This is a genomic window from Herbaspirillum sp. (genome assembly GCF_017744395.1).
GTDB lineage: Bacteria > Pseudomonadota > Gammaproteobacteria > Burkholderiales > Burkholderiaceae_D > Herbaspirillum.
The window spans coordinates 18065-31428 of sequence record NZ_JAGIBI010000004.1 but is presented as its reverse complement, the minus strand read 5'-3'; the positions used below and the strand labels follow the sequence as shown (position 1 = coordinate 31428).

Here is a 13364-nt window from a genome sequence, read left to right as displayed (position 1 = left end):
TCTTGTCATGCGCCGCTTACAGCGCGGCGGCCTTGTCGGTTCCATTTTGCGCAGCCTTGGGCAGGGCATCGCCCGCCTGGATCTGGCCGCGGGTATCGATCTCGACCATCATCGACAAGCCCACCGACAGCGGACGCTGCGCCAGTTCCTTGGGATCGATGGCGATGCGCACTGGCAGGCGCTGCACCACCTTGATCCAGTTGCCGGTGGCGTTCTGCGCCGGGATCACCGCGAAGGCCGAGCCGGTGCCGCCGGACAGGCCGGCCACCACGCCGTGGTATTCGACCGAGCCGCCGTAGAGGTCGGCTTTCATGGTCACCGGCTGGCCGATCTTGACCTTGGTCAGTTGGCCTTCCTTGAAGTTGGCATCCACGTGCATCTGCTGCAACGGCACCACGGAAAGCAGGTTGGCGCCGATCTGCACGCGCTGGCCGGCCTGCACCTGGCGGCGCGCCACCACGCCGTCTACCGGGGCGCGCAGCACGGTGCGCTCCAGGTCCAGCTTGGCCTGGTCGCGCTTGGCGCGGGCCAGCACGACTTCGGGGTTGTTGTCGACGGTGGTGTCGGCGGTCAGCACGGTGCTGGCCTTTTGTGCGCCCAGGGTGGCCTTGACGTTGGCGCGCGACTGCACTTCGCCGGCTTCGGCCGCCTTCAGGTTGGCCTGGGCGTTGAGCAGAGCGGTGCGCGCATTGCTCAATTCCTCACCGGAGACCGAGCCGGACTTGGACAAGGCCTCGCGGCGCTGCAAATCGATTTCGGCGCGCTTCAGGTCGGCCTGGGCCGACAGCAGTTGGGCCGCCGCGCGCTTCTGTTCGGCTTCGCGCGCCAGCACTTGCGCGGCCAGGCCGGCATCGTTGGCGAAGAAGCCCTTGACGCGGCGTTCGGTGCGGTCCAGGTCGGCTTCGGCCTGGGCCAGCGCCAGCTTGGCATCGGCGTCGTCGATGGCGACCAGCACGTCGCCCTTCTTGACGGCTTGCGTGTCGACCACGTTGACGCTGGCGACGATGCCGTTGATGGCCGGCGTGACCACCGAGATCTCGGTGGCGGAGTAGGCGTTGTCGGTCTCGACGTAGCGCGAGCCGATCAGGTACCAGTAGGCGCCGTAGCCGATGCCGGCGATGACGACCGCGCCGCCGAAGATGGAGAACAGTTTCTTGCGTTTTTGCTTGGCGGCGGCATCGGCGGCCGCTTCGGCACGCTGTTTGGCCGCGTCGTCAGCCATGGTGTGGGTTGCCTGGGAATCGCTGTGGGACATGATGATTAACCTTTCGCTTGCGTATCGGTAGTGTTGGGTGTGCCGCCGTCGTTGTCGCTGTAGCCGCCGCCGAGGGCGCGCACCAGTGCGACGTCGAGCGTGAACAGGCGCGCGCGCAGGTCGGAGAGCTGGCGCAGGTTGGCGATCAGCGTGTCTTGCGCGTTGAGCACGTCGAGGTAATTGGCCAGCCCGCCGTTGTAGCGGTTGCTGACGATGCGGTAAGCCTCTTCCGAGGCATCGGCGGCGAGCTGGACTTTTTCCAGCCGGCCGGCCAGCGCCTTCTCGCTGACGGTGACGTCGGCCACGTCTTGCAATGCTTGCGTCACGGCCTGGTCGTAATTGGCCACGGCTTCGTCATAGCTGGCGCTGGCCGAACGGAACTGGCCGCGCAGGCGTCCGCCGTTGAAGATCGGCAGCGAGATGGCCGGGCCGATGCTGCCGATGTCGGAGCCGCGGCTGGTCAGCATGTCGATGCCCAGCGACTGGAAGCCGAAGTAGGCCTTCAGGTTGACGTTGGGATAGAAGGCGGCGCGCGCCACCTTGATCTGCTTGCCGGCGGCTTCGGCGCGCAGGCGCGCGGCCACGATGTCGGGGCGGCGGCCCAGCAGGTTGGCCGGAATCCGGTCGGGCAACTGGAACGGCTTGCTCAGGTCGACCTTGGGGCGCACCAGTTGCAGGCCGCGGTCGGGGCCGGCGCCGGCCAGCGCGGCCAGCTTGTTGCGCTGGAGCGCGATCGATTCGTCGGTGGCCTTGAGGTCGGCTTCGGCGATGGCGCGGCGCGCTTCCATCTGCTTGACCGAGCCGCGCGTCTCCAGGCCGTTGGCGAAGCGCTGGTTGAACAGGTCGAGCGATTCGACGCGCACCTTCAAGGCGGCTTTATTGGTATCGCGCTGCGTGTACAGGTGTTCCAGTTCGGCATAGGCCGAGGCGATCGAGGTGGCCAGCGTGATGCGGGCCTGGGCGGCATCGGCGCGGGCCGCTTCCAGTTCGGAGGTGGCGGCGGCCAGCGCGGCGCGGTTCTTGCCCCAGAAGTCGATCTCGTAGCTGAAGTCCAGCGTGGTGCGGGTCTCGTTGTTGTAGTCCTGCGGCACGAAGGCGGGCGGGACGCCATTGTTGTAGGACTGCTTCATGTGATCCAGCGAAGCATTGGCGCTGACGTTCGGATACAGCGCCGCGCCTTGCTGCTGCGCCGCGCCTTCGGCCTTGAGCAGGCGCGCCTTGGCCACCGCCATCGAGGGTGCGCCTTGCAGCGCTTCGTCGATCAGCGCGCTCAACTGGTCGTCGCCATAGGCGCGCCACCATTGGTCGGCCGGCCAGGCTGCCTGCGGCGTGGCGCTAGCCAGCATCTGGCTGCTTTGATAGGTGTCGATGGACTTGGGTTCGGCGCGCGGACCGAGGTCGGTGAAAGAGGCGCAACCGGCCAGCGTCAGCGCCAGCAGGCCGGCGGCCGCAAGGCGCTGCGTCGCCGCGCGCGGGGCGGGGATATCTGATGAAGTGTTCATGGTCGTGGATGACAACGATGGTTTTAAACTGTACAGTTCAGTATAGTATTGAGGTTTTGGACGCGTCAAGAAAAATTGCGAAAAATAACTCGTATCTATCGCAAGTCCGCCACGTTTGGTTTTTGTCGTTGAATTTGGCGGCTTTGTCGCCTATCTGCACTTATAATTGCGGATTGGCTCTGCAGACGTAACAATGAAGAAAGTTGCCGGAAGCCGGCAACGACTACGCAACCCAGGAACAGGCATGCGCAAGAAAAGTGAAGAGCGCCGCCAGGCGATGATCGATGTCGCCGCGGAAGTGTTTAACGAGATCGGCTTCGAGGGCGCCTCGATGGCTGAGATCTCGGCCCGCATCGGCGGCTCCAAGGCTACGCTGTACAACTATTTCACGTCGAAGGAAGAGATCTTCGTCGAGGTGATGCTCAAGCAGGTCGGCTGTCAGTTCGAGGAGGCTTTCGCCGCCCTGGATAACGAAGATGGCTTGCGCCCGGGCTTGCTGCGCTTGGCGCGGCACTACCTGGATATCGTGCTCAAGCCGGAAGTGGTCGCCGTCAAGCGCCTGGCGATGTATTACGCGGGCAAGTCGGATCTCGGCCCCATGCTGTACGAGCGCGGCCCCAAGCGCGGCTGGCTGCGTATCGCCGATTTCCTCGCGATGAAGATGGAAGCCGGCAAACTGCACAAGGCCGACTCCTGGCTGGCGGCCCTGCAGTTTCGTTCCCTGGTGGAGGCCGAGCTGGTGGAAGTGCGCATGCTCAATGTGCTGACTGCGCCATCGGCCGAGCAACGGCAGGCCGCGTCCGAGCGTGCGGTGGATGCCTTCCTGTACCTTTACCAGCCACGTTGAGCGGGGTGCTTTTCCCGTTTTTTCCCGTTCCATGTACTTGTCGAGGCCGCTGTGTTCAGCGGCCTTTTCATTTTTTGCTTGCCGGAATTCTGCCGGGGGCGGTGCGACGTACAATACAAGAAGTCAGCACCGGCAAAGCGATAGTCTGGGGAAGGCTACTTGCGGTCAATAGCACGGGGGAGGGGGAGATTGCTGAAGCTTTCCAGGAATCTGCTGCGCATGGGCGCGGTCATCTTATACACAGCGGTTGCGGCGGGCGCCGCTTGCGCCGCCAATCCGTCAGGAGCGCAGCCGGCGGCGGCAAGCCAGCCGCTGGGCATCGGATTTGCCGGGCCACTGTCCAACCCCATATTGAAGAGCGCGCGCGACGGTGCCTTGCTGGCGATCGAGGAGCATAATGCCCGTCAGGCGCCGGTGGCACACGGCGCCCATCCAGCCATGCAATTCACCCTGCTGGAACAGGACGATCGCTCGGAAGCGCACTTGGCCCGCTACTCGGCGCAGTATTTCGTGCGCAGCGGCGTGATTGGCATAGTCGGCCACTGGTCCACCGAGGTCGCCCTGGCAGTGGCCGATATTTACGAAGAACATGCGATTGCGCAACTGATGTTCACCGCCGCCATTCCGCAGTTCACCGCCAAAGGCTACAGCACCGCTTTTCGTCTGCTTGGCAGCAGCGACCGCACCGCGCTGTACCTGGCGGAATCGGCGCTGACGACGCTGGGCGCGCGGCGCGTGGCGGTGATTGCCAACAACTCCGGATTCGGCCAGGCGCTGGCCAAGGAATTCCTGGCGCAAATGGCGGCCCGGCGTGAGCCTGCCCAATTGGTCTACCAGGCCATGGTCAGCAGCAAGACCTCGGATTTCAATGCGGCCCTGCAAGGACTGGAGGCCAGCAAGCCCGACCTGGTCCTGTTCAGCGCCAACTCGCTGCAGGCGGTCTCGTTCGTGAACGGAATCGGGCGATCGAAGCTGTCCGCCGCGCTGCTGCTGACCGGCGGCGCCGTCAACCAGAAATTGTCCCTGCCCGCCGATAGCCGGATATCGCTCTATACGCTGGAGCCGGATGCCGACCTGCGTGGCTGCCCCGGCTGGAAAGCGTTCAGGGAGCGCTTCGAACAACGCTTCAAGCGCGCGCCCAGCAGCTTCTCGCGCTACGCCTACAACGCCGCCAATACCTTGATGGAAGCCGCGACCCAGGCCGGCGGCGGCGGTCCGAAGCTGCTGGCCGAGCTGCACGAGAAAAGCTACAAGGGATTGAGTGGCCAGATCGCCTTCGACAAGAACGGCAACACCAAAAACGACTTCTACACCCTGTACCGCAATGATGCTGCCGGCTGGACGCCCCTGAAGGAATTCGCCTCCGGCGCGGCGCCGGCTTGCCGCTGAAGCGACAAGCGGCGCCGGTGCCGCATCATCCCCGGCTGTGCGCCAGCTTGCCGGCCGAATAGGTGGCGGCGATGGCGCGGTCGTCCCCCAGGATCGCCAGCGCGAACAACTGTTCCTCCAGCGTGTCGGTGGTGGCGCTGCGGCGCGCCAGCAAGGGCGTGGCGCGCGGGTCGAGCAGGATGAAGTCGGCATCGCAGCCCGGCGCGAAGTTGCCGATGGTGCCTTCCAGTTGCAGCGCGCGGGCGCCGCCCAGCGTGGCCAGGTAGAACATGCGCTGCGCCGGCAGGTAGGTGCCGCCCATGCGGCCGACCTTGTACAGCTCGTTCATGGTCTGCAGCATCGAGAAGCTGGTGCCGCCGCCGACGTCGGTGGCCAAAGACAGCGGCACGCGCGCCTTGTCCGCATTGACGAAGTCGAACAGGCCGCTGCCCAAAAACAGGTTGGAAGTTGGGCACACCGTGGCCGCCGATTGCGTGGCCGCCATGCGCGCGCGGTCTTCGTCATCCAGCCAGATGCAGTGCGCATACAGCGCGCGCTGGCGCATCAGCCCGTACTGGTCGTACACGTCCAGGTAGCTGCGGGCATCCGGGTAGAGTTCCTTCACCCATTTCACTTCATCGGTATTTTCCGCCACGTGGGTCTGGATGTAGGCATCCGGATACTGCGCCGCCAGTTCGCCCGCCAGCTTCATCTGCGCATGCGTGGAGGTCGGCGCGAAACGTACGGTGATGGCGTAGTGCTGGCGGCCCTTGTTGTGCCAGCGCTGGATCAGTTCCTCGCTCTCGCGTACGCCGCTCTCGGCGGTGTCGCGCAGGAACTCGGGGGCGTTGCGGTCCATCAAGCACTTGCCGGCCACCATGCGCAGGTTGCGCTGGTGGCTGGCGGCGAAGAAGGCATCCACCGACTGCGGATGCACGGTGCAATACACCGCCGCGCTGGTGGTGCCGTTGCGCAGCAGTTCGGCCAGGAAGAAGTCGGCCACTTCGCCGGCGTGTTCCGGGTTTTCGAAGCGGCGTTCGGCCGGGAAGGTGTAGTTGTTCAGCCAGGGCAGCAGGCCCGGCGCCGGCGAGCCGATGATGTCGGTCTGCGGGTAGTGGATGTGGGTGTCGATGAAGCCGGGGCAGATGATCTTGCCGCGATGATCCTGTACTTCCACTCCGGCGGGGACGGAAGCGATCAGTTGCGCGTAGTCGCCGGCAGCCTTGATCTTGCCGTCAACGACCAGCAACAGGCCGTCGCTGTGCCATTGCGTGGCGCGTTCGTCGAAGGCGGGGTCGTTGGTGAAATGCAGCAGGCTGGCGCGGTAGGCTTGCATGGATGTGCTCATGGCGTGTCCTCAATACTGGCCGCCGTGCGCGGGAAAGGAAAGCGCACAGGCGGCATCGATTCAATGGTCATCATACTGGAAGGCACAGGCGTAGCAATGCCTTCCTGATGGGTTAAAGCGGAATCGTGGCGAGGCTCCGGCAGGGCCGGCATGGTGGGTATCGTCTTGTCCGGAGGGAGCCTCTGGGTGACGGCAGGGTTTTCCTCAGCCTCTGCCGTCCAGCGCGTGTGTGGCCAAGGGGGGAGGGGATGGGGTGCGGGCCTGCGTAAAGCGCAGTTCCCACAATTGCATCAGTTGCGCCACCACCGCGATGGCGATGCTGGCCGGCTCCTTGCCGTAGATGCCGGGGATGCCGATGGGGCAGGTCATGCGGTTCAACTGCTCTTGCGTGATGCCGCGCTCGGCCAGGCGGTGTTCGAACTGCTTGCGCTTGGTGTAGGAGCCGATCAGGCCGAACCAGCCGATATCGTCCCTTTTCAGGATGCGTTCGGTCAGTTGCTGGTCGAGGGCGTGGCTGTGGGTCATGACGAGATAATACGCACCCGGCTCGGCCATGTCGACCGCGGCATTGGGCACGTCGGTGGCTTCGACGGTAATCTGCGGCGCGAGTTGTTCCGGGAACATGTCTTCGCGCTCATCGACCCACAGCACCCGGCAGGGCAGGTTGGACAGCACCTTGACGATGGCCGCGCCCACATGGCCGGCACCGAACAGCACCACCTGCGGCCGATGCGCCCGGCACAGGTCGAGCAGCCAGCGACGGCCGTGGGCGTCGCGCGCCAGGCAAGTCTTGTGCGCATCGCGGAACAGCGTGGCGTGCAAGCCATGGTCGGGCGCATTGAGGTCGCAGGCCTCGCCGTCGGTTTCATACAGTTGCACCGGATCGGCATTGTCCAGCGGCAAGGCGCGCCAGATGTCGGTGCCGTTGCGCCAGTGCGTTTCCAGTTCCTTCCATACGCCGGCGCCGGATGGTTCGACCCGTTCGAATGCCAGGAACACCACGCCGCCGCAGCACTGCCCGAGGCTGGGGCCGAGCGCGATGCGTTCCAAGCGGCGCTGCCCCGGCAACTGCCCGGCGCCGTCCTCGAGCATGGCGCGCGCGATCTGCGCCGCGCGCCATTCCAGGTGGCCGCCGCCGATGGTGTCGTACTGCTTGTCGGCGGTGTAGACCATGCGCGCACCGGCCTCGCGCGGCGTCGACCCCTGGATCTCGGCCACCGTCACCAGCACCGCCGGGGTGGCGGCATCCTGCAATTCCCGCAAAGCGGCAAGCCATGTCGTCATGGATGCTCCTTTATTGCGTCACCGTGGCGGCGCGCACCGCATCGACCGCGTCGAGGATGGCCTCGGACGTGGCCGGCGCGCGCAGCGGCGGGTTGACGCGATGCCCGCCCACCGCCGACACCGCATCGCGGATCGCCAGGAACACCGAGAACGGCAGCAGCAGCGGCGGCTCGCCGGTGGCCTTGGAGCGGTGGATAGTGTCGGACACGTTGCTGTTCCTGAACAGCGCCGTGCGCAGTTGCGCCGGGCAGTCCGAGATCGCCGGGATCTTGTAGGTGGAGGGCGCGTGCGTCATCAGCTTGCCGTCCTTGTTCCACCACAATTCCTCGGTGGTCAGCCAACCCATGCCCTGGATGAAGCCGCCTTCCACCTGGCCCACGTCGATGGCGGGGTTCAGGCTTTCGCCGGCGTCGTACAGCAGGTCGGCCTGCAGCAGTTTCCACTCGCCGGTCAGCGTGTCGATCACCACTTCGGCCACCGCCGCGCCGTAGGCGTAATAGAAGAACGGATGGCCGTTCATGGTCTTGGAATTCCAGTGCACCTTGGGCGTCGAGTAGAAACCGTCGGACCACAACTGCACGCGTTGCAAATAGGCCTGCATCGCCAGGTCGGCGAAGGCGATCGATTGTTCGCCGGCAATCGCCAGGCCGTCGGCGAAGCGCACCTCGGCCGCCTCCACGCCGAAGTGCTTGGCCGCCACCTCAGCCAGCCGCGCACGGATCTGCAGCGCCGCATCCTGCGCCGCCTTGCCGTTCAGGTCGCTGCCGGTGGAGGCGGCGGTGGCCGAGGTATTGGCCACCTTGCTGGTGTCGGTGGCGGTGCAGCGCACGCGCTCCAGCGGCAGGCCCAGCGCGTTGGCGACCACCTGCGCCACCTTGGTATTCAAGCCCTGGCCCATTTCGGTGCCGCCGTGGTTCACCAGCACCGAGCCGTCGGTGTAGACGTGCACCAGCGAGCCGGCCTGGTTCAGGTGCGGCACGTTGAAGGAAATGCCGAACTTCACCGGCGTCAGCGCCAGGCCTTTCTTCAGCACGGTGTTGGCGGCGTTGAATGCGGCGATGGCCTTGCGTTTTTCCTGGTAGCCGCTGGTGCGTTCCAACTCGTCGACCAGCGCATGGATCACGTTGTCTTCGACCTTCTGGCCGTAGTGGGTGACGTTGCGCGCATCGGGGCCTTCGGCGTCGCTGCTGCCGTAGAAATTGGCGCGGCGCACTTCCAGCGCATCGCGGCCCAGGTTGCGGGCGATCTCGTCGATGATGTACTCGATCGCGATCGCTCCCTGCGGGCCGCCGAAGCCGCGGAAGGCGGTGTTGGACTGGGTGTTGGTCTTGCCGCACATGGCATGGATCTCCACATCCGACAGGTAATAGGCATTGTCGAAGTGGCACACCGCGCGGGTAGCGACCGGGCCGGACAGGTCGGCCGAGAAGCCGGCGCGCGAGACCATGTCGATCTTGGCGGCCGTGATGCGGCCGTTGTCGTCATAGCCGATTTCGTAGTCGTAGGCGAAGCAGTGGCGCTTGCCGGTGACCATCATGTCGTCGTCGCGGTCGGCGCGCAGCTTGATGGGGCGGCGCAGGCGCACCGCCGCCACCGCGGCCGCGCAGGCCCACAGTGCCGATTGCGATTCCTTGCCGCCGAAGCCGCCGCCCATGCGGCGGCATTCGACCAGCACATCGTGCGAGGCCACGTGCAGCACGTGGGCGATGTGGTGCTGCATCTCGCTGGGGTGCTGGGTCGAGCAATAGACGTGCATGCCGCGGCCTTCCTTGGGGATGGCGTAGGAAATCTGGCCTTCCAGGTAGAACTGCTCCTGGCCGCCGACGTCGAACTGACCCTTGAGCTTGTGCGGTGCACGGGCCAAGGCTTCGGCCGGCGCGCCGCGCGTCAGGTGCATCGGCGGCAGCACGTAGGACTTGGCCGCATGCGCCGCGCGCGGGTTCAGGATCGGTTCCAGTTCCTCGTAGTCGATCACCGCCTGGCGGGCGCCGCGGCGGGCGTTGTCGTGGCTGTCGGCCACCACGATGAAGACCGGCTGGCCCACGTACTGCACCAGGCCGTCGGCCAGCACCGGGTCGTCCTTGATGATGGCGCCGCACTGGTTCTCGCCGGGGATGTCGGCGGCGGTGAACACCGCCACCACGCCGGGCGAGGCCTTGACCTTGGACAGGTCGATGTTGCGGATCTTCGCGTGCGCCTTTTGCGACAGGCCCAAGGCCGCGTGCAGCGTGCCTTGCAGTTCGACGATGTCGTCGGTGTAGGTGGCTTCGCCGGTCACGTGGAGCAGCGCGGATTCGTGCGGATGCGGCTTGCCGACTTCGGCCCAGCCCTTGGGCGGCAGCGCCAGCTTGGGCATAAATTCTTCAGTTTGCTTGTTCATTGCTATCTCCTGCTCATTGTCTCGCTCATTTTTCCGATTACGCGGCCACGACCGCGAAGGCGCGCACCGCATCAGCCGCCAGCGGGGCGTCGGAGCGGGTTTCCAGCCAGTAGCGGTACAGCAGGTTTTGCGCGGTGCGCAGGCGGTAGGCGGCGCTGGCGCGCATGTCCGACAGCGGCGCATAGTCCTGCGCCATCGCGGCCATGGCGGCACGCGCCTGGTCTTCGCTCCATTCTTTGCCGTTCAGGACGGCTTCAGCGTTGGCAGCGCGCTTGGGCGTGGCCGCCATGCCGCCGTAGCAGATGCGAGCTTCCTTCACCTTGTCGCCGTCCAGCGTGAAGGCGAACGAGGCGCAGACCGCCGAGATGTCCTGGTCGAAGCGCTTGGACAGCTTGTAGACGCGGAACTGCACGCCGGCGCGCGGCAGCGGAACGCGCACCGCCTGCACGATTTCGTTGGGCAGCAGCGCCGACTTTTGATAGGCGATGTAGAAGTCCTCCAGCGGCATCGTGCGCTGGCCGTCCACGCTGGCCAGCACGATCTGCGCGCCCAGCGCGATCAGCCACGGCATCGAGTCGCCGATGGGCGAGCCGTTGGCGACGTTGCCGCCCAGCGTGCCGGCGTTGCGCACCGGCATCGAGGCGAAGCGCTGCCACATTTCGGAGAGTTCCTGCGGGTAATGCTTGTTGAGTTCGCTGTAGGCCTGCTCCAACGAGATGCCGGCGCCGATTTCCAGGAAACCGTCCTTTTCCTGCATCGTGCGCAGTTCTTCCACCTGGCCGATATAGATGATGTCGCCCAGGTTGCGCATCTGCTTGGTGACCCACAGGCCGACGTCGGTGGAGCCGGCCAGGATGCGCGCCTTCGGCAGCTCGTGGCGCAACTTCGCCAGTTGCGCCAGCGTGCGCGGCGCGTGGAAGGTCTGGCCGTTGTGGGTGACGGCCAGCGGTTCTTCGCGGCGGATGCCGCGCAAGGCTTGCGCCACCTGTTCGCGGTCGAAGCCGACGGCTGGCAACTGGCCCATGCGGCGCGCGGCGTCGACGATGGGGCGGTAGCCGGTGCAGCGGCACAGGTTGCCGGACAGCGCATCGTCGATCTCGCGCTTGCTCGGTTCGATGCCATCCTTGTCGTGCTTGAGGTACAGGCCCCAAAGCGACATCACGAAGCCCGGCGTGCAAAAGCCGCACTGCGAGCCATGGCATTCCACCATCGCCTGCTGCACCGGGTGCAGGCAGCCGTCGGCTTGCTTCAGGTCTTCCACGGTGAACAGCGCGCGGCCGTCCAGCGTCGGCAGGAACTGGATGCAGGAGTTGACCGTCTTCAGCTCCAGCTTGTCGTCGCGTAGCTCGCCGACGACCACGGTGCAGGCGCCGCAGTCACCTTCGGCGCAGCCTTCCTTGGTGCCGGTGCAATGCAGGTCTTCGCGCAGGTGCTGCAGCACGGTGCGGGTATTGGGCAAGCCCTGGGCATGGTGGATCTCTCCACGATAGTAGAACTGGATGGGTTGGGTCGATTCTGACATGTGTTTGCTCTATGTAATTGTGTACAAAACAATGGCTGCTTTGTGGCACGCTCCAGGGCGAATCGTGGGGCGCACTCTTATTGTTCGAGCGAGCAGAAAGCGTTGCCTTCTGCACTGCCGTCTCTTGCGTGGACATGCATTCAAGAAACGTGCCGGGGTTCTCAAAGGATGGAACTGATTGTCGGTATCGTTTTGTTGGAAACGATTGTCAAATTCCATCGTTTGACAATCCCGGGATGCGCCGCCTTGGGGGCGCATCCCGTTACTGCCTTTACTGCATCCTCATTCCTGCATCCTCATTCGCCGAGGTAGATCATCTTGAACAGGAAAATCGCGGCGATGATCCAGATTACCACCGACACGTCCTTCACGCGGCCGGTCAGCAATTTCAGCCCGGCATAGCTGATGAAGCCCAGCGCCAGGCCGTTGGCGATCGAGTAGGTGAAGGGCATGACCAGCGCTGTGATCACGGCCGGCACGCATTCGGTGGTGTCTTCCCAGTCGATGTGCGTCAGTTCGCGCACCATCAGGCAGGCCACGAAGAACAGGGCCGGCGCGGTCGCATAGGCCGGCACCACGCCCGCTAGCGGGGCGATGAACAGGCACAGCAGGAACAGCGCGGCAATGGCCAGCGCGGTCAGGCCGGTACGGCCGCCCGCTTGCACGCCGGCCGCACTTTCAATATAGGCAGTGGTGCTGGAAGTGCCAAGCAGGGAGCCGGCGACGATGGCGGTGCTGTCGGCCATCAGCGCCTTGTTCAGGCGATCCATCTTGCCTTCCTTCATCAGCCCGGCGCGGGTGGCCACGCCCATCAGCGTGCCGGTGGCGTCGAACAGCTCCACCAGGAAGAACACCAGCACCACGTTGATCAGGCCCATCGACAGCGCGCCCTTCACATCCAGCTGCAGGAAGGTCGGCGCGATCGAGGGCGGCATGTCGAACACGCCGGAGAAACGGTTGCCGCCGAACAGGAAGGACAGCACCGTGACCAGCAGGATGCCGATCAGCAGGGCGCCGCGCACTTTCATCTTGTCCAGCGCGACGATGACCAGGAAGCCGACGATGGCCATCACCGCCGCCGGCTGGTGCAGGTCGCCCATGGTGACGAAGGTGGCGGGGTTGGCGGCGATGATGCCGGCGCTCTTCAGGGAGATGATCCCGAGGAACAGGCCGATGCCGGCCGGAATCGCGGTGCGCAGCGATTTCGGGATGCTCTTGATGATCAGTTCGCGGATGCGCAGCAGGCTGACCACCAGGAACAGGCAGCCCGAGATCAGCACCGCGCCCAGCGCGGCCTGCCAGGGAAAGCCCATGCCCTTGACCACGGCGTAGGCGAAATAGGCGTTCAGGCCCATGCCGGGCGCCAGGCCGATCGGGTAGTTGGCGTACAGGCCCATGATCAGGGTGCCGATGGCGGCGGCCAGGCAGGTGGCGACGAATACCGAGTCCTTGGGCATGCCGGCGTCGCCCAGGATGGAGGGGTTGACGAAGATGATGTAGGCCATCGTCAGGAAGGTGGTCAGGCCTGCCAGCAGCTCGGTGCGGACGGTGGTGCCGTTCTCGCTCAGCTTGAAAAACTTGTCTAGCGCGTTCATTGTTGGTTGTCTCCGTTCGGTTCTTTTTTATACGCCGGAAAACCTGCCTGTTTGGCTGGCAGGCAAAAAATGGGCGTTGCTTTGTGCGTATTGAGTGCAGCGTAGGTAATGTCGTTGAATTTCATGGCGGGGACGTAAGTCACTGGAAATAGCCACTATAAACTTATAGTTATATGTGTATAAGGCGCTCGAAAAAGGTCGATGGCAAGGGGCGTATTGTAGTGGTTTGGGTATGGAATCTGCTCTCGCGTCGTGCAGCCCCT

Annotated in this window: 10 protein-coding genes; 2 read left to right on the top strand and 8 right to left on the bottom strand. The window is 64.8% G+C overall.

Annotation, left to right across the window (positions count from 1 at the left end):
- Positions 1–16: 16 nt before the first annotated feature.
- Entirely contained in the window at positions 17–1255 is a 1239-nt protein-coding gene (locus tag J7548_RS12660; protein WP_290974967.1) for an HlyD family secretion protein, read from the bottom strand.
- 5 nt (positions 1256–1260) lie between these two features.
- Positions 1261–2757, bottom strand: coding sequence for an efflux transporter outer membrane subunit (locus tag J7548_RS12655; RefSeq protein WP_290974966.1), 1497 nt, complete (start codon positions 2755–2757; stop codon positions 1261–1263).
- A 244-nt stretch (positions 2758–3001) separates the two neighbouring features.
- Here J7548_RS12655 and J7548_RS12650 point away from each other — a divergent pair, with 244 nt between their 5' ends.
- Positions 3002–3604, top strand: a complete 603-nt coding sequence (locus J7548_RS12650; RefSeq protein WP_290974965.1) for a TetR/AcrR family transcriptional regulator — start codon at positions 3002–3004, stop codon at positions 3602–3604.
- 189 nt (positions 3605–3793) lie between these two features.
- Positions 3794–4993 carry a branched-chain amino acid ABC transporter substrate-binding protein gene (locus tag J7548_RS12645; protein WP_290974964.1) on the top strand — a complete coding sequence of 400 codons (1200 nt, stop codon included), beginning with the start codon at positions 3794–3796 and terminating at the stop codon, positions 4991–4993.
- A gap of 25 nt (positions 4994–5018) precedes the next feature.
- Here J7548_RS12645 and guaD read toward each other — a convergent pair whose 3' ends face one another.
- From guaD to J7548_RS12615, 6 genes are all read right to left on the bottom strand, one after another.
- Positions 5019–6320, bottom strand: coding sequence for a guanine deaminase (gene guaD / locus J7548_RS12640; protein WP_290974963.1), 1302 nt, complete (start codon positions 6318–6320; stop codon positions 5019–5021).
- Between the two features lie 204 nt (positions 6321–6524).
- Entirely contained in the window at positions 6525–7604 is a 1080-nt protein-coding gene (xdhC, locus tag J7548_RS12635) for a xanthine dehydrogenase accessory protein XdhC (RefSeq protein ID WP_290974962.1), read from the bottom strand.
- A gap of 10 nt (positions 7605–7614) precedes the next feature.
- Positions 7615–9984, bottom strand: a complete 2370-nt coding sequence (gene xdhB, locus J7548_RS12630) for a xanthine dehydrogenase molybdopterin binding subunit (protein ID WP_290974961.1) — start codon at positions 9982–9984, stop codon at positions 7615–7617.
- A 37-nt stretch (positions 9985–10021) separates the two neighbouring features.
- The gene (gene xdhA, locus J7548_RS12625) at positions 10022–11506 is read right to left on the bottom strand and encodes a xanthine dehydrogenase small subunit (protein ID WP_290974960.1); all 1485 of its coding nucleotides are present in this window, start codon (positions 11504–11506) and stop codon (positions 10022–10024) included.
- Positions 11507–11802: 296 nt separating this feature from the next.
- Positions 11803–13101, bottom strand: a complete 1299-nt coding sequence (locus J7548_RS12620) for an NCS2 family permease (protein ID WP_290974959.1) — start codon at positions 13099–13101, stop codon at positions 11803–11805.
- A complete protein-coding gene (locus tag J7548_RS12615) occupies positions 13098–13226 on the bottom strand; it encodes a hypothetical protein (protein WP_290974958.1) in 129 nt (42 codons plus the stop codon). The genes J7548_RS12620 and J7548_RS12615 overlap by 4 nt, the downstream gene beginning before the upstream one ends.
- Positions 13227–13364: the final 138 nt, after the last annotated feature.

Excerpts from the sequence above, each read along its gene's own strand:
- J7548_RS12660 (WP_290974967.1), bottom strand. The coding sequence starts at position 1,255 with ATGTCCCACAGCGATTCCCAGGCAACCCACACCATGGCTGACGACGCG.
- J7548_RS12655 (WP_290974966.1), bottom strand. The coding sequence starts at position 2,757 with ATGAACACTTCATCAGATATCCCCGCCCCGCGCGCGGCGACGCAGCGC.
- J7548_RS12650 (WP_290974965.1), top strand. The coding sequence starts at position 3,002 with ATGCGCAAGAAAAGTGAAGAGCGCCGCCAGGCGATGATCGATGTCGCC.
- guaD (WP_290974963.1), bottom strand. The coding sequence starts at position 6,320 with ATGAGCACATCCATGCAAGCCTACCGCGCCAGCCTGCTGCATTTCACC.
- xdhC (WP_290974962.1), bottom strand. The coding sequence starts at position 7,604 with ATGACGACATGGCTTGCCGCTTTGCGGGAATTGCAGGATGCCGCCACC.
- xdhB (WP_290974961.1), bottom strand. The coding sequence starts at position 9,984 with ATGAACAAGCAAACTGAAGAATTTATGCCCAAGCTGGCGCTGCCGCCC.
- xdhA (WP_290974960.1), bottom strand. The coding sequence starts at position 11,506 with ATGTCAGAATCGACCCAACCCATCCAGTTCTACTATCGTGGAGAGATC.
- J7548_RS12620 (WP_290974959.1), bottom strand. The coding sequence starts at position 13,101 with ATGAACGCGCTAGACAAGTTTTTCAAGCTGAGCGAGAACGGCACCACC.
- J7548_RS12615 (WP_290974958.1), bottom strand. The coding sequence starts at position 13,226 with ATGAAATTCAACGACATTACCTACGCTGCACTCAATACGCACAAAGCA.